This window comes from Dyadobacter frigoris (assembly GCF_005280585.1).
In the GTDB taxonomy this organism is placed as follows: Bacteria; Bacteroidota; Bacteroidia; order Cytophagales; family Spirosomataceae; genus Dyadobacter; species Dyadobacter frigoris.
This window is the reverse complement of the sequence record NZ_SZVO01000001.1, coordinates 705,347-724,307: the sequence shown is the minus strand read 5'-3', so window position 1 is coordinate 724,307 and position 18,961 is coordinate 705,347. Positions and strand designations below refer to the sequence as shown.

Genomic DNA, 18,961 nt, shown 5'->3' with positions numbered 1-18,961 from the left:
CAAAAATCATACAAGCCGAATCTTATAAATCAATACTTTCCTCAACCCTATTCCCATCAACCCACCAAGCCAACCCCAGCACAATCACCTGCAAAACCACAAACGAAACTAACAACATCATAATATTATCTTCCGGTGGCGGGCCGAACATGTTGTAGGCGTTGGCCAGGACGAAAAAGCCGGTCATGATCCACAATCCCCAGGTACCCTGGGCGTTGATGGCTTTGGTGTTTTTTGCATAGATATAAACGCCGCCGAAAAAGATAATACTTTCCAGCAATATGGTGATCATTTTATAATTCCATAAACCCATCCCGACTTTGAAATCACCAAAAGGCGTCAGAGGCAGATCCGGGATATGGACAACAACGTCCAGAAACCAGTGGCTCAACACCGCGAGACCGACAATAACAGCGCTTTTGACATCCTTTTTGAAAAACCAGTAGCCGCCTCCAACGATCAGTCCCCAGACAATTCCCATAAAAAGGCTGTGCGTATAGGGATAATGGACGAATTCGAAAGGTGTCACTTCGGTAAAACCGGGATGTATTTTCACGGTTTCAATATGGAATAGCAATAAAAACGGCCACAGGATATCTACAAATTCTACGGCTACAAAAAGCATGGTAAGCGAAACTTTGGGAGCGATTTTCTTCGCGGCAAGGGCGAGACCGTAATGTCCTAAAAACATGATTTCTGACTTGGTTTAGTACATTACAAAAGTACCGGTCGGCCAGACCAAGCTACTTGATAAAAATCAAGAAAACGGATTTGGAGGAAAATTTTAAAACTTTGAGAAGTTTATGTACGGGATCATTGCAATTGTTTCCTCCGGATACGGCTGATGGTTTCGGGTGTCATCCCGAGCATGGAGGCAATGTATTGCAAAGGTACCTGGTTGAATAGTTCGCGGTTTTTCTCAAAAAGAAATTGATACCGTTCCTCGGCTGTCATCGAGATAAATGAAAAAATCCGGTCTTCCATCATCGTGAAACAATGCGCCAGGAACAACTTTTCCGTCTCCGGCCATTTCGGAATTATCTCCCCCAGCCGGTTATATTCCGCCCGTTCAATCACAAATATTTCCAGGTTCGTAAGCGCCTGCATATTCCAGCGCGACGGCGTTTGAAATAGCAGACTTGACAGATCTGCCACAAAATAACCTTTGGTTGATATCCATTGCGTCACTTCCTTGCCGTCCATGTCCGCATAAATCCGCAAAAGCCCCGACTGGATAAAACATAGCTGATTACACGGTTTACCCGTTTTCAGGAAATAATCACCTTTATTCAAAGTTTTCTTTTTGAACAGCGCAGACACTTTCACAAGGTCGTCCTGATCAAAGGTAAAATAGGCATGGAGGTATTGTTCGAGGTCGGTCATTTTTGGCGGTCGGCGTTCGGCTATCGGCTTTCTGATTTATGCAAGGAACGAATTTTTGGATGATAACAGAATTTCTACGACAGAGGATCTTATAATTTAATTCGTGCTAAGTTATTATGAAATATTCAAATTCGTAATCTAATTTGCATTTTCCCAATCAAAACGTTTACTTACCACCGTAAAAGTAATTCTCTACTAACAACCAATGTATTATGGGCAAATATGTGATAACCAAACGTTCAAATGGTGAGTATCAGTTTAACCTTAAAGCGGATAACGGCCAGGTAATTTTGGCCAGCGAGGGATATAGTGCCAAAAGTTCCTGTGAAAACGGGATAGAATCGGTAAAGAAAAATTCGCCGGACGATGCGCGTTACGAGAAGAAAACTTCCACCAACGGCAAGTACTATTTTAGCTTAAAAGCCACCAATGGCCAGATCATCGGCAGCAGTGAAATGTACGAAAGCACAGCCGGAAGAGATAACGGAATAGAATCTGTGAAGAAAAACGGACCGGCTGGAACGGTTGATGATCAGACGGTTTAGTGATATTTATGTTCTGAAAACTCACAGGGTTTGATCTCGTGAGTTTTCAGAATGGTTTTGGCCTATTCAGTAATCCCCATCAATCAATCTTCAAAGGAGGTCCAACAACCTGCATTTCATTCTCCACAAATATCCGGGCGATTTCATCCTGTGCAGGCACATGATCAAGACCGGCCATGGTGACAAAGAAATTTTCGATCTTGCCCGCAGGCTGAAATATCACCAGCATTTTACCTTTTTCGGAAACCTGTGTCCAGGCGTGCGGGACTTTGCGGGGAAGAAATATACTGTCGCCCGTTTTCAAATCGTACCTATCTTCTCCAACTTTAAAAATATACGAACCATCAATAACGTAAAAAGTCTCGTCCTGTAATGGATGTACGTGCAGCGGCGTACCTTTGCCCTGAGACAGCGATGTTTGTTCAAAAATAGCCAGATCTCCATTGGTATCACTACCAGAAATTTTGACGTCCAGTACATTCGCGTTCACGCCTTTTAGCTGAATATGTCCGTGAATTCTTCCTTCTCCTGCCGGGATTTTAAAGCCTTTTTCACTTCTTAAAAAAACCTTATTTACATTATTCCATGCGATTAATGGTGCTGAAAAAATCACAAGCAGTGCGGTGATAAAGTTTTCCCTTTTCATATTTTAAATGATTTAATTGCATTGATTAACAATAAGTTAATCATGATACCAATACTCAATTGATATCAAAATTTAACAATAAATCGTGAAACGACCATGAAATCCGATCAGCAGTTAGTAAACGGGGATTTCAAATTTCATTGGCTGAAATAACTTTGGTAAAACAGGTTATCTTTTGCCTGCGCAATACTTACTCTGTGGTTCAAGCCACCAATACACGAATTTTTACTAAATAAGTATTTTTTTATTCTGTTTTTAAAACAAAGACTCTACCCCAATTTCCAAAAAACCGTGACAAATGTCAATGTCAAATTGTGTCATTTAGCTTCGTTTTCAAGGGCTGAGAGCCCATACTTTTGCAAGGCATCTGAGAAGGTACAGATGCTTAACAAATTGATAAACAATAAAATAGAAAACGCTAAATATCATGAAAGATCAATCAAACAGTAACAACGACCCGATTTATTACCAGGAAGCAACCACGCTTGCAAAGCTTATCCGTAATAAAGAAATATCATCAGTAGAAGTTGTGCAGGCGCACCTTGACCGGATTGCAGAAATAAATCCCAGGATTAATGGTGTGGTAACACTCATGGGCGAACAGGCACTTAAATCAGCAGCCCTGGCCGACAAAGCTGTAAGCAGCGGAGAAGAACTTGGTCCGCTTCACGGTGTGCCTTTTTCAATTAAAGATGCGATTGACACGGCCGGCGTACCAACGAAAAGAGGCTCCAAAATCTTCGAAGATTTTATTCCTGAAAAAGATGCGACCGTCGTTACCCGCATGAAAAATGCCGGCGCCATTCCCTTAATGAAAACCAACATTCCTGAATTTTCAGCCCATTGGGAATCGGATAATCTGGTTACCGGCCGCTCGTTAAATCCCTGGAATCCTGACCGTACGCCAGGTGGATCAAGTGGTGGAGAATCTGCGGTGATTGCAGCCGGTCTTTCCCCGATCGGACTTGGCAGTGATGTTGCCATTTCGCTACGTGGCCCTGCTGCTTTTACCGGTATTTCTGCATTGAAAGCAACTCATGGACGTGTACCTTATACCGGCCACTTTCCTCAGGCATTAAGCAGATTCTGGCACATAGGCCCAATGGCTCGTACCGTTCGTGACGTCGCTTTGGGTTATTCGATCATCAATGGTGCAGACGGAATTGATGGATACGGCATTTTCGCAAAAGACGCAGCCCCTGCCACTTTTAGGATTCCTGGCCAGAAAATCCGTGTGGGCTGGGTATCGGATACTGCCTTCGGGCCTGTGGATCCGGAAATTACTACTGCCATTAAGGCAACGGCCAAATTACTTGCAGATGTCGGCTGTGATGTGGCAGAAGTACGCCTTCCATTCATGGAAAATACCGACTGGTTGACACCATATTTCAATTTGGTTTATGGAGAACTGGTTCCTTACATGCAGCAGTATACGCGCGGTCGTGAATCAGAACTGCATTTTATTGGAAAGGCTACGATGGATTATCCGTTGCTTAACGCGGCTGAATATGTCAAAGCTGAGGCAACGATTGAAAAACTAAGAATGCATTTTGCAGGTTATTTTCAGGAATATGATGTTTTATTATGTCCCGTAAATCCGATGACTGCGACCGGACATGGTTTGAATGAATATATTGTTGACGGAAAAACGGTTTCGGCATACCACGTAATGACCGCCACTGCTCCTTTCAATATGACTGGACTTCCTGCACTTTCTGTTCCCGTTCGTTTAAGTTCTGAAACATTGCCAATTAACATCCAGCTGGTTTCCAGATGGTTTGATGAAGCAACGATTCTTGCTCTTGGTGAAAAAATACAAACTGGCAGTGAAGCTTATGGTAAACATCCGATAAATTAATCAAAACAATCAGATGAGTAAAAAGCGACCTTCCGGCAAGTTCAGGAAGGTCGCTTTTGTTATGGCTGTTTCGTAAATTCCTTTCTGATCCGGCTTAATGTTTCCCTGGAAATACCCAGATAAGAAGCTACCATGTGCAAAGGAACCCGGTTGAATACGCTGGGATATGTTTTCTGAAAATCCAGATATTTCTCTTCCGCCGAATTACTGATCAGAGAAAAAATTCTGCGCTGGCTCGTTTCGTAGCCTTTCGCCAAAAGTTGTTCGTTAAATAGTTTAAGCGCAGGAATAGTACTCATTAACTCCTCCCACTTATCTTTCTGCCAGATGATAACCGTACTTGCAGCCAATGCTTCAATATTATACTCAGATGGCGTTTCATTGTTAAAACTTTCCTGATCACTTATCCACCAGTTATCTACACCAAACCTGAGCGTATGATCCGTTCCGTTTTTATCAAACCGGTAAAGTCTAAAACATCCGCTTGCAATGAAACAGGTTATACGCCATACCTCGCCCTCATGCAAAATGGATTGCCATTTCCGCAATTTCCTTTCGACACTTGCAGACCGGATTATTTCCAGATCTTCATATGAAATTTCAACCTTCTGACGTAAATATTTTTCAAAGACCTCAAACATAATTACCAAATTTACTCAATTTGGATAACTAAGTGCGGTCAGATATAATTTAAATGTGTCATGCGGTTTCTAACCCAGTGTCGTTATTTTTTAGCAACAAAAAAGGGAGACCGCCTCATGGCAGTCTCCCTTATGCAACAATTCTTTTCTTTATTGGACCGTTTTCAAAGCAGAAAGAATTTTTTCAGCAACCAGCTCCGCTGATGCAGGATTTTGTCCGGTAATCAGCACGCCATCGCTTACTGCAAATGACTGCCAATCTGCACCTTTCTGATAAACTGCACCATTTTCTATCAACATATCTTCCAGCATAAACGGAACCTCGCCTGTTGATTGTCCGGCAATTTCTTCACTGTTTGTAAATCCGGCCACTTTTTTGCCTTTCACAAAAGGTTCGCCGTTCTGACTTTTAACATTTTTCAAAGCTGCCGGCGCGTGACATACCAAGGCAACCGGCTTTCCTGCTTTGTAAAATGATTCAATGATATGAATCGAAATTGCATTTTCAGGAAGATCCCACATAGGGCCATGCCCACCAGGATAAAAAACGGCATCATACGCACTTGGATCTATATCCTTCAAAGCGACCGTATTGTTCAGTTTTTCCTGCGCGGTCGCATCGCCGAAAAATCTTTTTACTGATTCTGTATTAAATTCAGGTTTTGTACTTTTAGGATCAATCGGCGCTTTACCTCCTTTTGGCGAAGCAACAGTGACATTGATACCTTGTGCAGTCAATAAAAAATAAGGAGAAGCAAATTCTTCAATCCAGATTCCGGTTTTTGTTCCGTTGGGAACCTGATCGAAAGAGGTTACCACGAACAGGACTTTTTTAGTTTTCATATGGTTAGTCATTTGTTTACTTAAATTTGTGTCGGGCGTGTTTGCCTTCAAAATCGCAAAGGGAATCAAACAAAGCGCCAAAAGAAATGATGTGATTTTCATAGTTATTTTTTTCACAAAGGTCGGCAGCAATTGACGATCAGGATAAGGGAATAAATCACTGTTTTGCTGTGACAAACATCACACCACGATATCAGTAATGAAGGTTAAATCTTAAAATTTGCTGGTTCAACAGATCAGATACCAAAGTATGAGCTTACGTTTAAGAACACATATCGAAGAAATTATCACGCTGACAGACGCTGAATTCGACTATATTCTCTCACATTTTGAATTGAAGAAATTCAGAAAGCATCAGTTTGTTGTACAGGAAGGAAATTATGTGGATCAGGAATATTTTGTCTTGGAAGGTCTGTTAAAATCCACCTATCTGAATGATGACGGGAAGGAACATATTCTTCAATTTTCTATGGAAAACTGGTGGGTTACGGATTATCAGGCTTTTAATAATTATGAAAAAGCTACACTCAATATCGACTGCATTGAAGATGTATCTGTGCTCGTCCTGACTGATTTTAACAAAAGCAAGCTTTGCTCCGAAATGCACAAGATGGAGCATTTTTTCAGAATTAAAACGAATATGGGTTATGTGGGTTTACAGCAAAGAATTTTATCATTTTTGAAATTCGATGCCAGATCGAGATATATGCACCTGATTGAAAAATATCCGCAGTTATATCAACGGGTCCCCAAAACGCTAATGGCTTCGTATCTTGGCGTTTCAAGAGAAACGCTGAGTAGATTTTCAGCTTAAATTCATGAGTGTTTACCCATGAATTTAAAACCTCGTTTCGGATATTATTTGAACGGCTTGTTGTTTATTATTTTACCAAAAATTATTTTGCCACGGGCTTTTTCTTTGTCGGATCATCGGCCGCGTTTACATAGGTCGTTCCCGTTGGTCCATAACCCGTAATTGCCACAATCACTTTCGTATCACCCGTTTGGGCAAAATGATTGACACCCGACCCTTCTGAATATACACTGCCAACCGGTAAAGTTTTCAATTTCGCAACATCAAATTTTGAACCATATCCAAAATGCCAGGTTCCGGATACAACAGTTCCAATCCTGTCGTCCGGATGATCGTGCGCGGCAATGGTGGTATTGGGCTCAACTTCCAGCAAAATCGTATAAAGTCCGGCTTTGGACGGATCGCCATACAAAACAATAACTTTCACAGCCTCATATCCCGACGAGCCGGGAGCAAGTTTTCCTTCTGGCGCTTTTTTGGCAATCACTTCCTTTTGGGTAAGCCGCAACTGGCCTCTGAAAGGTGCTGCATTCTGGGCATTTGCGGTTGCCAAAAGGCTGGAAATAACCAGGATTTGCAGTAAAATTTTGATACGGTTGGTAAGGATTTCAGGCATAACATTTACAATTTTAAAATGATATTTTGAACGTCTGAGTCATATTGTCAAATACAATACCACTTCAATAGCAATCTCATAATCAGATAGTTAATTCAAAATAAAAAATATCAGGCAACGATATTTCGTCTGAATACTTATCAAGAAACGGTATAAAGTCGGTTAAGAAGATCTGATTGGCTATCTGTTTCTGCAAAATGTCATTCTCCATATTGATATCATAATTCTGATAATAACCCATGAATCGTGTTATTTTTATAATAATCAAGACCGTGGTAATTTCGTGTCATCAAAAAAAGAGATATTAAAATGACAAAAATATTCATCATCAACGGAGGGCAAAAATTCGGTCATTCGGGTGGACGGTTTAATGAAACCATTGCAAATGTCACTGAAAAATTTTTCTTGCAACAGGAAGGATTTGAAGTTAAAACAACCAATATCAATCACGATTACGATCAGAAAGAGGAAGTTGAAAAATATAAATGGGCGGATTTTGTGATTTATCATACGCCGGTCTGGTGGTTCCAGGTACCGCACGGATTTAAAAAGTATATCGATGTAGTATTTACCGAAGGACATAACAACGGAATCTATCACAGCGACGGACGTTCTTCAAGTAATCCTGCTATTAATTATGGTACAGGAGGTATGTTGAAAGGAAAAAAATATATGGTTACTACTTCATGGAATGCTCCAAAAGAGGCTTTCACACTTCCCGGAGAATTTTTCCAGGAAACCAGCGTCGATAACGGTCCGCTTTTCGGCTTCCACCGGATGAACGCCTTTACGGGCATGACACCTCTGGAAAGTTTACATTTTCATGATGTTGAGAAAAATGCAGACATCGAGCGTGATATCAAATTATATATCCGGCATCTTGAAAAGGAGTTTAGCAGACAGGTAAACATCACCGTTCCGGTGTGTGGTAATGTGAATAAACTTGCAGTGTGTTCCTGAAACAATGACTCCCGGTTTCCTGCCGGCAACGGCAAGAAATCGGGAGTCATTGTTTTATTAGCAAATCAGATATCCGAATAGTCCGTTGGATATAAGAATTTAGTATCGTTCTTGGAGACATTATGCTGGTATTCGGGCATCGCAACCAGCTTTTTCCAGTAGTCGTCTTTACCAAATGCATCCCAGTGTGCATCCCGCGAAGCTTTGTTTTCGAATGTAGTCAAATACATCAGATTAGGCATATGGCTGCCTGCCATTACCTTGGCATAAAAAACGGCATTGAATCCCAGTCTTTTAAAAAGCCCAACCTCATCCCCTTTATTAAACATGACGATCTTATTTTCGGAGATCTTTTCGGTGTGTCCTTCATAACTTCTAAGCTCATAGATCCGGTCTTTTTTCGGGCCGGTCAGTACCGGCATTGTAAAAACAGGACTTTTATCAAATGCCTCAAGAACGATTATCTCAATACGTTCATAAGGTAAATTGCTGTAAACGGCATCCAGATAATCACTTCCCGCAGCTGTATATTGCTTGTCCGCACTAAGTTTCTGATCCAGTTTGAACAATTCCTTCTGCGCAGAAAACGGGATGAAAACATAGATCAGCTTTTCAGCAACTGCTTCGCCACCGGGAACTGGTTTGAAAACACCTGCCTTAGCGATTCCTGCACGGTGCAAGGCAGGTAAATACGCATTTTGCAGGAAGGTATCCACCCGCTTTTCTTGCTCAGGATTCTTCAAATGGTAAATTTTAATTTGGTAAAATTCCTTTGACGGAGCAAAACCGGCGAAGAGTCTGCCACAACAAAACATTGCCGCGAGGATCAGGAATGAAATTCTTTTCATTTAAAAAATGGTTTAGGAATAATGAGTTTAATTCACGCAAAGTAAACCAGTGGTTTGCATTAAAACTAGATTCATTGTAACAGATCTTAACTCATAATTTTCTTAGTACATCTTTATTTCTTCGAAAATGCATATAAATCTGCCACAATAATATTTTCGGTAAGTTTTTATTCTATCAACTATGTGATGGAGGAAACTCCATTTCTGTCTCGGAAAACTTGCAAAGTCCATCAAGCAGCTCGCTTAACCTCTCCCCATTTTTTGTCAGGTGGTAGTTAACGATAACTTGCTGAGAATCTTCTGATCTGCTAATAAGAGAATATTTTTCAAGGAGTTTCAAACGATCTGCAAGCATATTGTCGCTGATCTGTTCCAAATCATCTTTTAAAGTAGAGAAACGATGATTTCCTTCTTCAATACTGAATAACACTTCGGTAAGCCAACGTTTGCTTAATAAATGAATAAGCTCATTTAAAGCACACTTTTCTTCAAGAAAGAGCTGATTAAGAAAATTGGTGGAATTGGTTTTTCTCATGACATAAGTAGTTTAGAAAGGTAAGGGTACTCTTTATAAACTATTTATCTCACGAAAATATTGCAAAACCTCAAACACCTTAAAATTGGGAAATAACATCAGTGCTCACAAAGCAGGAAATTTCGTGTTTGAATCAGAAATTGCTTTTATCGGGCCAACTGGTTGTACCCTTCATCCGATAAAAAACCATTATAACTAAATGTAGACGAGTCGCAGATTACAAACCGGCTACTTTTGACAAAATGGAAATTATATATCCTAAATCTCAGATGTCTTTACCCAATAAAATCCGCCTGATAGCCGTAAGATGTGAAAACAATACCATCGGAACCAACAATGAAGGCAGAAATACAAAAGGGAACAGCAGAATACCAAAATTAGGCTGCTCAAAAGCGAATTGCTGAAATGCACCGGGTACTGACAATATCGCGTTAACTACAATATTAAACAGCAAACCAAGGCAAATAAAATTCCACATCAGAAGAACGAACTTGCCGGCTGTTTTCTTTACAAAAACAAAATAATAGATAACCGGCGCCGAAATACCAGACAGGATATCAAAATTCCTGCCCTCAAAAGTCATAAGTCCCGGAACTAACTTGTGCATAAAAAGCCAAAGTAAAGTCAGCTCAACAGGGATTCTGATGACATGAAACAGGGTGAGGGTTTTGAGGTTTAAACCATCAATAAAAATTCTTCCTTTTTTTGTGGAGAAAAGTATGATGGTCATTACCAGAGGCGGCATCAATAATAAACCAACTCTGGGCGGAACTGTATTGGTGATTTTGTAAAAACCGGAAAGACTGATAGCGGTTTGTACGATTATCCAGCCAGCGATAATAATCAAAAATGTTTTCGAATAATTCGTTGCTTTATAAAAAAGAAACACGGTTACTAAAACGGTGAGCCCAAAAACCAGATAGACGTAAATCGGTAGATTTTCCATTGCTTAAATGTTTATAATACAAAGGAAAACATTGACGCATGGAATGCACTTGTCAAATGACAAGAAATAGTTTTTTCTACTCTTTTTTCGAAAATTCCCGTCTTATCCTGCTCAAAGAAGTGTCCGTAATGCCAAGGTATGAAGCGATATATTTTAGCCGGGCATATTTAAAAATCTCTTTTTCGGAACTGATCAGGTTTTCGTAGCGCTCTTCTGCACTTTTATTGATCATCGCTAACGTACGTTGTTTAAACGCAACAAATTCTTTGACCAGCATTGCCCGTCCAAATTCCCGGAATTCAGGAATTGAGTGAAAAAGCAAATTCAGTTTTTCAAACGTTATAATGTAGCCCGTGCAGTCCGTCAGAGCCTGAATATTTTCGGTGGAAATGGTATGCATAAAAAAGGATGAAGCCTCAAATACAACCCTGTTTCTGGTATAAAAGTAGGTTGTCACTTCATTCCCGTCGGTATCAAAAGTAAAGGCTCTCATAAAACCGTCCGCCAAAAAGAAATAGCTGTTACTGACATTTCCCTCCTTCAAAAAATATTCATTTTTCAGAAAGGTTTTTTCTTCAAAATGTGCCGCTATTGCAGTGAGCGTTTCATTTGACGCAGGAATGGTATTCTGAATAAAATCTGTTAGTGGCTTTTTATGCATTTTTTTCGACTGGAATTCGGAGCGATCCATGTAAGATAACTCAACAGGAATTGATAAAAGTCAAAACCAAGTAAATCAAACACTTCAACCGGATAATAACACAATTGATAATCAATCACTTAAAGTAATTAATTTAATATTATATTTTTATTTTTTCATTTTAAAACATGCCATCATGCCTAAATATGTCATTGAAAGAGAAATCCCTGATGCAGGAAAACTGAGCGGGGAACAGCTGAAAGGAATTTCGCAGACTTCCTGCGGAGTTCTGTTAAACATGGGGCCGCAAATCCAGTGGGTTCAGAGTTATGTTACGGGCGACAAAATTTACTGTGTTTACATTGCGCCAAACAAAGAAATGATTCTTGAACACGCCAGACAAGGCGGTTTTCCGGCAAATTCAGTTAACGAGATATCAGCAATTCTGGATCCTACAACAGCTGAATAGGGACTTGCATCAAATGATATTCAGACGCGGTGGGTGATTACGTCTGAATATTATTATACCCAATTCCAAAAATTTAAGTCATGATATATCGGTTCCAACCGCCAAGCCCGAACGATGTCTTGCTCAATAGCGTTATATTTACAACGAATACTGTTATTCCATTTAAGGTTTTTAATAGGGGGAAGATTTTAAAAAATTTCCTTCATTGGATGGCCGGAAATTTAGATGAGCACTTAACAGACCTAAGATAAAATCAATCGGATGAGTGAGGTAAGGAAGTTTGTTGAGTCAGGAATATTGGAAATGTACGTCATGGGAGACGCTAGTCCTGAGGAAAATGTACTGGTAGAGCTGATGGTGAACAAACATCCCGAAGTAAAGGAAGAACTGTTTTCAATCGAAGTTTCATTGGAGAATTATGCCCTGAGCCAGGCTACTACAGTTGACCCGGTAATTAAACCATTTTTGATGGCTACCGTGGAATATATGGAGCGTATGACCAAAGGAGAACAGCCTTCATTTCCGCCAAAACTTCATGTCAATTCTTTAATTTCTGATTTTGGCGAATGGCTCAACAGACCTGATCTGGTACTTACAGAGCCTTTGGATGAAATTGATGCCCGGATTATCGGCGCAACTCCTCAAATGACTACGGCTATTGTCTGGATTAAAAACGGTTCTCCGCCCGAAATCCACAAGAATGAATATGAAACTTTTCTTATCGTAGAAGGTACCTGCAATATTATCGTTGACGGGACAGACAATCACCTCAAATCCGGAGATGTATTTACAATCCCATTGTACCTGTCTCATACCGTGATTGTTACTTCCAAAATTCCGTGCAAACTTATTCTGGAAAGACTAGCGGCCTGATAAAATTTAATTTTATTTCCCCGGCATTGTTACCACTGCATTACAAACAATCGTTGCATTAATGACAACGCCATCCGCAGTTTTTCCCGTTATCGTTACGGTTTTTGAACTCCCGCTTTCCTTAACAGTCAGTTTGCCGCCGCTTCCCTGCTTTTTACCGGCAATAGAATTGTCGCTGTTGTTTACTTCGTAGCTTTTGCCCATCAGCCTTTTACCAAAAGCTACTTTTATGTAAAATTTGTCCGTGCCCTTTTTGGCTGCTTCATAATCATCTACCAAAAGCTGAAGACTTGAAAATTCTTTGTCTGCCTTACCGCTAACAGAATATTGATTGCCAAAAGATTTTGGTCCGGTCAGTCCCATACTGCATGTTGGGTCCACGCTGGTTGCCGAAAACGCTCCTGCATTAGTACCACCTGTTAATGTTCCGCTAATGATAGTTCCAGGCGCATTTCTGTGTAAAGATCTCTCAGAAAAAAACATTACAGATGCTTTTTTGCGTTCAGAAGGATTTCCATAAACAAGAAAAACCGAGCTTATAAACAATAGTAATTTCGCCATACGGTTGCTGATAGTTTGAGGTTAAAATAAGATTTGGATTGAAATAAATCAGGATAAAAAATAATAGTGGAAATAAATAAAAAACTTCCAATTAAGTAAATCTTTATCAGATTGTTACCCCGAAAATTTAATCAAATAAAGTATAACCACCATCACATTTCCTCATCATCCATACTTTTTTAATTGCTATTTAATCTCCGAATTTTGTCACTAATGATTACTTTCTTCAAAACATCACGCTTTCTGCCTGGCATTATTTTTGATCTGTTAATTTCCTAACCATTAATTACATCACTATGGAAAATATCAGTATGCCCGCCGATCACACAGAACTTCGTTTTACAGATAAGGACGGCAATCGTCATGAAGGACATTACAGCAAGGTTTTAAAATCGTTTGTTGATACTGAGGGAGGAAAAGATCCTCAGGATATCAATAATATTTATCAGGAATATAAAATTGTAGACTGGGAATATTTACATAAAAATAAAAACCCGGATTCCGATATTATGGTCATTTTATGATAAAATCTAATAGAAAAAATTCCGTTGCAGATACAAATCTCTGCAACGGAATTTTCTTTTTAGTACATTACTTACATTGAACAAGTGTAGCAGCTCCTGTTTCCCAGCCCGGATTTACGGCCTTTAACGAAGGAACAGAAATCGTTTTCAATTGCCAGGATTTCAACTTAACCAAAACACTGTTTTTACATAAACTTAGAGAGGTGAGATTATAACAGGACGAAATTTCAAGATTTTCAAGCGCTGATAATTCACTCAAATCAAGCGACTTAATCATACTGGAATTAGAAATAATTATTTTCAGATTAACGTTAAGCCCTAACGTCAGATTTCCGATCGTTGACGCATAACCTCCTCCGTCCGAGGTACCTGAACAATCCAGATATTCCAGTTTTAAATTATTACTAACATCCAGTGTATCAATCGATGGAACGAAATTATCCACGACGCCAATCGGAAATGCATAGTAGTAAATATTCGGGTTAATGGATGCCGTAGAGTAATATCCCCTGACTTTTAAATATTTCAGATCTGTAAAATATTCAATTCCTTTCAGACTTTTGCTGATTCCGTAAAATGCAATATCAAGACTATCGATGTTTTTGATATGCTCATATCGAATCTTGCCATTCAAGTTTTTGTCGGGATCAATTTTATATTTTATCAGCAATTTTTCAAATTCTGGCGATATGAATACAAAGGCGCTGTCAACAGGGATTTTTAAAGGTTCTTTAATTACTTCCAGTGGCTCTATTTCCTTCTCCCTGGATTTTTCTTTGCAGCCCGAGAGGCTAAAAAAAATGAGGAATAAAACAGATAAACTTGAAAATACCCGAATTTCTAATTCGTTGTAAAAGCTTCGTAAGATGTTTTTCATAGCCCAGTAGATTTTACTTAAGGAGTAAAAAAATCATCAAAAGGTTGTAAATTAAATTGTTGAAATTAAATTCCGGAAAATATGAAACCTTTGTTGCTGCTGGTACTATTTATTGGTTGTAGTTTTTCTACATCATTTGGTCAACATCAGAAATTGCTATACAACAGCTCAGATATCGGCCAGTCGGACAGCCTTACGATTAAGACGATACGTGGGCAGCAATACAGCCGTTATGTAAAAGTCTTTAACCGGAGCGGAACAAAAATCAAGATTCCCAAAGATTCTTTGTGGGGTTTTACCGATAGAAAAGGTCATATCTACCGCTTTTATAAAAAACTTCCCTATCGGGTAGTTTTCAAAAACGATTTCGTGAAATACATCTATAACGGTTGCCGCTTCACCAATATTTTTTACAGCAAATCACCGGATTCAGAAATGGTGCGCTGGAAAAGGAATCTTTAATTTACTGGTTATTGTCTCAAAATCTACCTGGACGACGTCTGACTTTTACTGATTGCCTATCCCCCACAACTAATTGAAAACTAACAAATAAACCATCATTCCCCGGTCAATAACATACGCTTTTGTAATTAGGAAAATGGGAAATGCCTGTATACTTTTAATAAAGAAAATCGCGATAACAAATAATAATAACAGAACGTTATTTGGCATATTAATCCTTTCTGAAAGTCTACTTCATTTTTCATACTAAAACAATTTTAACCATGTGCCACCACAATTCACATCATCCGATCCAATGTATTATTCCGCCTTACATGAGCGATAAATTGCTGGACGAAGCGGGCAAAAGCAAATTGCCCATGATCCTGAAAACAGATCTGAGAAATTCACGTTTCAGAAGTGATCGTGCGTTTTTTGCAAAGCTTACCGACACACAGCGCGCGGCTTTGCTTCCTGCCCCAAAACCAGCTGCGAAACCGGTTATGAAAATGCAGGTTTATAATATGCAGCACGATACCGTGATCAGTAAAGGAAAACTGGTTTGGGACAATGGAAAAGAAAAAAAGCCGATGGACGCCGATACAAAAAATGTGGTAGCTGCCGGAACAGCTACCTGGGATTTGTATTTCCGGATTTTTGGCCGGAATTCGGTAAACAATCTTGGTCTGGTACTTAAACATTATATTCATTATGACAATAAATATGATAATGCGTTCTGGGACGGACAGCGAATGGTTTATGGTGATGGAGACGGAAAAATTTTCGGCAGCTTTACGGCCGATCCGGATATTATCGGGCACGAACTGACACATGGCGTTACGCAATATGAATCCGGTCTGGAATATCACATGCAGAGCGGTGCTTTGAACGAATCGGTTTCCGATGTTTTTGGTATTATGATCAAGCAAAGATTATTAAACCTGGATGTCAAAAAATCAAAATGGCTGATTGGTGAAAATGTGCTGAAAGGTGCCAAATACGCTTTACGGAGCATGAAAGCTCCCGGGACTGCTTATGTTAACCACCCTGATCTGGGAACGGATCCGCAGCCGGCTACTTTTGATAAGTTCGTAAATCTGCCCGACACAGATCGCGGCGACTGGGGTGGTGTTCATATTAATTCCGGTATTACCAATTTCGCATTTTATGTAACAGCTTTTAATTTAGGCGGTTACTCATGGGAAAAAGCAGGAAGAATCTGGTATTCCGCTTTAACGGATACTCAAAATTTAAAACCCACTGCCAGCTTCGCCGAATTCAAAAATCTAACCATACAAAAAGCAGAATTATTGTTTGGTACAGGAAGTCTGGAAGCGAAAGCCGTAACAGACGGCTGGAATGCGGCAAAAGTATAAATCGTTTTGTTTATGGAAATAAAATTACAGCGTTTTGGTGGAATGGTTCCGCTAAAACAGGAGGCTACCACACAGGTAAACTGGTCGGATCAGGAACTGGAACAATTGATCGGTCACATTTGCCGGGACGAAAAAAAAGAGCCGGAAAACATGAATGAGATCTGTCATTATCTTGAAGTACAAGGGCGCGAAATTCCCGTCGATCTAAAAAAAGTACCCCCCAAATATAAAGCTATATTTGAGGGGCTGAAAACTGAATTAAAATACGTAAAAGCATAAAATAACCCTGGAGCCTGGCTCCGGGGTTATTTCATTAGAGCTGTCGCCTTATCGATTTCGGCAGTAAATGCTTTGAGCGCATCACTCACACGAACAACTCCCTGATCTGCTTCTGACCAGTTGCGCTGCTCAATAGCTTCGCGAATCATCGGCAAAGTTTTCACACCATAACCTGTGTAAAATCCCGGAGCGTAAATCTGGTGTTTGTACCATGGGCGTCTTGGCAAACCTTGTTCATTGATCAAAAAACGCTCTGATTTGTATAAAATATCATTCAATTGTTTAAGTTTGTCCGCCGGTAATGTCGTCATTTTTGCAGATGCAGCGGCATAAGCGGAAGCACTTTTTTCCAAAACAGTCAATGCATTTTCCAAAGGTGAGAAATTCAGGTAAGGCGCAACTTCCATGGAAATCGGTTTCACAAAAGGTTCTTTCGGATCCGCAGTAAGTTCAAAACGATTTTCAGAAATCAATTTATTCTGATCTTCCGCTTTCGTTCTTACGGACTCCAGGTCGCGTTTTATTTCGGTTGCGTAAGTCTGAACCGTGTTTGAAAAATTGCTGAAATCAAAAGGAAGAACTTCTGCATCTGCAAATCTCAGAACGGAGCGTCCCATCATTTTGGCAAGTGTTACACCATATGAAAAGTCAGTGTCTTTGAAACGGACATAATTATCATAAGAATCATAAATGGAATGGTAATCGCCACCTTCATCTTCACCGCCAAAACCAAGATTAAGTGAAGAAACACCCAAATGCTGAATAAATGGCGTAAAGTCAGAACCAGAACCTAACGCACCTATACGTACGTCGCTACGGGTGCGGGTTTCCATTTTTGATGAGGCAGGGCCGTCAACAATCATTTTTGAACGAAGGCGCTCAATAACGCTAACTCCTTTTTCCGGATCCGTAACACTTTGTCCAACCTGATTTATGAATTTTTCCAAGGTATGAGAACCGCCAACGCCTAAAAATCCACGTCCGTTTCCATCGGTATTCAGATAAACAACCGTTTTTTCCGAGACGATTTTTTTATACTTTTCAACCCATTCTGTTGAACCTAACAAACCCGGCTCTTCACCATCCCACCAGCAATAAACGATCGTTCTTTTTGGTTTCCAGCCGGTTTTCATCAATTCTCCCAGCACGCGTGCTTCTTCAAGTTCGGCTACTGCACCACTCACAGGATCACTCGCACCAAATACCCAGGCATCATGGTGATTGCCACGCACAACCCACTGATCAGGAAATTCAGTTCCTTTAATAGTCGCGATAACGTTATAGGCCGGAACGATATCAAAATTAAATTCAAGCCTTAAATGCACTTTTGCAGGACCCGGTCCAATATGATACGTGATCGGCAAAGCACCGCGCCAGGAAGCAGGAGCAACTTGTCCGCCCAACGCTTTTAATAACGGCAACGCATCACCATATGAAATCGGCAAAACCGGAATTTTCATCATACTTGGTGCATCTTTAACCGACAAACGTTTATTTTCCGCACTGGCCACAAAACCGTTTGTAAGCGGATCGCCCGGTGCCAAAGGTAAATCTACAACAGAACCGCGCTGGGCGCCCGCGTCATTTTTAAACGGACCTTTTGGATAAACTTCACCTTGAAAATAGCCATCTTCCTTTGGATCGGAATAGATGATACAACCAATTGCGCCGTGTTCATAAGCCACTTTTGGCTTGATTCCGCGCCATGAATTACCATATTTCGCAATAACAATTTTTCCTTTTACATCAATTCCCAACTTTGCCAGTTCGTCATAATCTGCCGGAATTCCGTAGTTGACATAAACCAGCTCTGCCGTCACATCACCATCTGCCGAGAAAGCGTGGTAAGGAGGAAGTACATCTTTGGTTTGGCCGGATGTTGCATCTTCTTTCACAGAACGTTCCGTCAGAGAAGCCTTAAATTTTGTTGGCTCGGTTAATTCTACAATCCTGATTTTGGGAGTCGGGAATAAAACGTGTACTGTATCCAGATGTGCCTCAAAACCCCAGGAAATAAGCTTATCCCGAAGGAAAAGCGCATTGTTAAGTCCATATGCTGAGCCTAGCTGATGTGGATATGCCGTCATTCTTTTCATCCATTCCTGCAAATTTTTGGCTTGCAGCTGTTTGTCAAAAGAAGCTTCCAGATCAATTTCCTTTTTTGACGATTCAGCACCAAAACCCATCAAATTCTGGGCATAAACGGGACTCATCAAAATCTGTGAAAAGAGCAGGACACGGATTGTTTTTCGAAAAATGTGTTTCATAAAGGGAGCAAAAATTTTA

At 40.2% G+C, this 18,961-nt stretch carries 23 protein-coding genes; 10 read left to right on the top strand and 13 right to left on the bottom strand.

What is annotated here, in order from left to right:
• Positions 1–22: 22 nt before the first annotated feature.
• The gene (locus FDK13_RS03310; RefSeq protein ID WP_137338542.1) at positions 23–691 is read right to left on the bottom strand and encodes a hypothetical protein; all 669 of its coding nucleotides are present in this window, start codon (positions 689–691) and stop codon (positions 23–25) included.
• A gap of 122 nt (positions 692–813) precedes the next feature.
• Positions 814–1,383: a Crp/Fnr family transcriptional regulator gene (locus FDK13_RS03305; protein ID WP_137338541.1), complete on the bottom strand. Its 570-nt coding sequence runs from the start codon at positions 1,381–1,383 to the stop codon at positions 814–816.
• Between the two features lie 212 nt (positions 1,384–1,595).
• On the opposite strand from FDK13_RS03305, the gene FDK13_RS03300 reads away from it, so the two are divergent.
• Positions 1,596–1,928: a YegP family protein gene (locus FDK13_RS03300; RefSeq protein ID WP_137338540.1), complete on the top strand. Its 333-nt coding sequence runs from the start codon at positions 1,596–1,598 to the stop codon at positions 1,926–1,928.
• Positions 1,929–2,007: 79 nt separating this feature from the next.
• Here the strand turns inward: FDK13_RS03300 and FDK13_RS03295 are convergent, their stop codons facing one another.
• Positions 2,008–2,574: a cupin domain-containing protein gene (locus tag FDK13_RS03295; protein WP_137338539.1), complete on the bottom strand. Its 567-nt coding sequence runs from the start codon at positions 2,572–2,574 to the stop codon at positions 2,008–2,010.
• Positions 2,575–3,001: 427 nt separating this feature from the next.
• Here FDK13_RS03295 and FDK13_RS03290 point away from each other — a divergent pair, with 427 nt between their 5' ends.
• Positions 3,002–4,432 carry an amidase gene (locus FDK13_RS03290; protein ID WP_137338538.1) on the top strand — a complete coding sequence of 477 codons (1,431 nt, stop codon included), beginning with the start codon at positions 3,002–3,004 and terminating at the stop codon, positions 4,430–4,432.
• A gap of 59 nt (positions 4,433–4,491) precedes the next feature.
• Here FDK13_RS03290 and FDK13_RS03285 read toward each other — a convergent pair whose 3' ends face one another.
• Together FDK13_RS03285 and FDK13_RS03280 are read right to left on the bottom strand one after the other, a co-directional pair.
• Positions 4,492–5,073 (bottom strand): Crp/Fnr family transcriptional regulator, encoded by a 582-nt coding sequence (locus tag FDK13_RS03285; protein ID WP_137338537.1) that lies wholly within the window; start codon positions 5,071–5,073, stop codon positions 4,492–4,494.
• Between the two features lie 150 nt (positions 5,074–5,223).
• Positions 5,224–5,916 (bottom strand): type 1 glutamine amidotransferase domain-containing protein, encoded by a 693-nt coding sequence (locus tag FDK13_RS03280; RefSeq protein WP_229215880.1) that lies wholly within the window; start codon positions 5,914–5,916, stop codon positions 5,224–5,226.
• Positions 5,917–6,166: 250 nt separating this feature from the next.
• On the opposite strand from FDK13_RS03280, the gene FDK13_RS03275 reads away from it, so the two are divergent.
• On the top strand, positions 6,167–6,730 hold the full coding sequence (locus tag FDK13_RS03275; RefSeq protein WP_137338535.1) for a Crp/Fnr family transcriptional regulator: 564 nt from the start codon (positions 6,167–6,169) through the stop codon (positions 6,728–6,730).
• An 82-nt stretch (positions 6,731–6,812) separates the two neighbouring features.
• Here FDK13_RS03275 and FDK13_RS03270 read toward each other — a convergent pair whose 3' ends face one another.
• Positions 6,813–7,346: a cupin domain-containing protein gene (locus tag FDK13_RS03270; RefSeq protein ID WP_220417313.1), complete on the bottom strand. Its 534-nt coding sequence runs from the start codon at positions 7,344–7,346 to the stop codon at positions 6,813–6,815.
• A gap of 309 nt (positions 7,347–7,655) precedes the next feature.
• Between FDK13_RS03270 and FDK13_RS03265 the strand changes: the two genes are divergently transcribed.
• A complete protein-coding gene (locus FDK13_RS03265) occupies positions 7,656–8,306 on the top strand; it encodes an NAD(P)H-dependent oxidoreductase (protein ID WP_137338534.1) in 651 nt (216 codons plus the stop codon).
• A gap of 65 nt (positions 8,307–8,371) precedes the next feature.
• Here FDK13_RS03265 and FDK13_RS03260 read toward each other — a convergent pair whose 3' ends face one another.
• The 4 genes from FDK13_RS03260 to FDK13_RS03245 all read right to left on the bottom strand — a co-directional run bounded on the left by FDK13_RS03260 (position 8,372) and on the right by FDK13_RS03245 (position 11,326).
• Positions 8,372–9,154, bottom strand: coding sequence for an NIPSNAP family protein (locus tag FDK13_RS03260; protein WP_137338533.1), 783 nt, complete (start codon positions 9,152–9,154; stop codon positions 8,372–8,374).
• A 175-nt stretch (positions 9,155–9,329) separates the two neighbouring features.
• Positions 9,330–9,689: a winged helix-turn-helix transcriptional regulator gene (locus tag FDK13_RS03255; protein WP_137338532.1), complete on the bottom strand. Its 360-nt coding sequence runs from the start codon at positions 9,687–9,689 to the stop codon at positions 9,330–9,332.
• A gap of 265 nt (positions 9,690–9,954) precedes the next feature.
• Positions 9,955–10,635 carry a hypothetical protein gene (locus FDK13_RS03250; protein WP_137338531.1) on the bottom strand — a complete coding sequence of 227 codons (681 nt, stop codon included), beginning with the start codon at positions 10,633–10,635 and terminating at the stop codon, positions 9,955–9,957.
• 76 nt (positions 10,636–10,711) lie between these two features.
• Complete coding sequence (locus tag FDK13_RS03245) at positions 10,712–11,326, bottom strand: Crp/Fnr family transcriptional regulator (RefSeq protein ID WP_229215879.1); 615 nt, start codon at positions 11,324–11,326, stop codon at positions 10,712–10,714.
• Between the two features lie 145 nt (positions 11,327–11,471).
• Between FDK13_RS03245 and FDK13_RS03240 the strand changes: the two genes are divergently transcribed.
• Both FDK13_RS03240 and FDK13_RS03235 read left to right on the top strand, forming a co-directional pair.
• Positions 11,472–11,744 carry a DUF4242 domain-containing protein gene (locus FDK13_RS03240; RefSeq protein WP_137338530.1) on the top strand — a complete coding sequence of 91 codons (273 nt, stop codon included), beginning with the start codon at positions 11,472–11,474 and terminating at the stop codon, positions 11,742–11,744.
• Positions 11,745–12,005: 261 nt separating this feature from the next.
• The gene (locus FDK13_RS03235) at positions 12,006–12,617 is read left to right on the top strand and encodes a cupin domain-containing protein (protein WP_137338529.1); all 612 of its coding nucleotides are present in this window, start codon (positions 12,006–12,008) and stop codon (positions 12,615–12,617) included.
• Positions 12,618–12,629: 12 nt separating this feature from the next.
• Here FDK13_RS03235 and FDK13_RS03230 read toward each other — a convergent pair whose 3' ends face one another.
• Positions 12,630–13,178 carry a hypothetical protein gene (locus tag FDK13_RS03230; RefSeq protein ID WP_137338528.1) on the bottom strand — a complete coding sequence of 183 codons (549 nt, stop codon included), beginning with the start codon at positions 13,176–13,178 and terminating at the stop codon, positions 12,630–12,632.
• Between the two features lie 296 nt (positions 13,179–13,474).
• Between FDK13_RS03230 and FDK13_RS03225 the strand changes: the two genes are divergently transcribed.
• Positions 13,475–13,702 carry a hypothetical protein gene (locus tag FDK13_RS03225; protein WP_137338527.1) on the top strand — a complete coding sequence of 76 codons (228 nt, stop codon included), beginning with the start codon at positions 13,475–13,477 and terminating at the stop codon, positions 13,700–13,702.
• A gap of 67 nt (positions 13,703–13,769) precedes the next feature.
• On the opposite strand, the gene FDK13_RS03220 is transcribed toward FDK13_RS03225, so the two are convergent.
• Positions 13,770–14,579 carry a hypothetical protein gene (locus tag FDK13_RS03220; RefSeq protein ID WP_137338526.1) on the bottom strand — a complete coding sequence of 270 codons (810 nt, stop codon included), beginning with the start codon at positions 14,577–14,579 and terminating at the stop codon, positions 13,770–13,772.
• An 81-nt stretch (positions 14,580–14,660) separates the two neighbouring features.
• Here FDK13_RS03220 and FDK13_RS03215 point away from each other — a divergent pair, with 81 nt between their 5' ends.
• The 3 genes from FDK13_RS03215 (at position 14,661) to FDK13_RS03205 (ending at position 16,675) form a co-directional block, all read left to right on the top strand.
• A complete protein-coding gene (locus FDK13_RS03215) occupies positions 14,661–15,041 on the top strand; it encodes a hypothetical protein (RefSeq protein WP_137338525.1) in 381 nt (126 codons plus the stop codon).
• A gap of 263 nt (positions 15,042–15,304) precedes the next feature.
• Positions 15,305–16,396, top strand: a complete 1,092-nt coding sequence (locus tag FDK13_RS03210; protein WP_137338524.1) for a M4 family metallopeptidase — start codon at positions 15,305–15,307, stop codon at positions 16,394–16,396.
• A gap of 12 nt (positions 16,397–16,408) precedes the next feature.
• Positions 16,409–16,675 (top strand): hypothetical protein, encoded by a 267-nt coding sequence (locus FDK13_RS03205; protein WP_137338523.1) that lies wholly within the window; start codon positions 16,409–16,411, stop codon positions 16,673–16,675.
• Between the two features lie 26 nt (positions 16,676–16,701).
• On the opposite strand, the gene FDK13_RS03200 is transcribed toward FDK13_RS03205, so the two are convergent.
• Complete coding sequence (locus tag FDK13_RS03200; protein ID WP_137338522.1) at positions 16,702–18,942, bottom strand: transferrin receptor-like dimerization domain-containing protein; 2,241 nt, start codon at positions 18,940–18,942, stop codon at positions 16,702–16,704.
• Positions 18,943–18,961 lie beyond the last annotated feature (19 nt).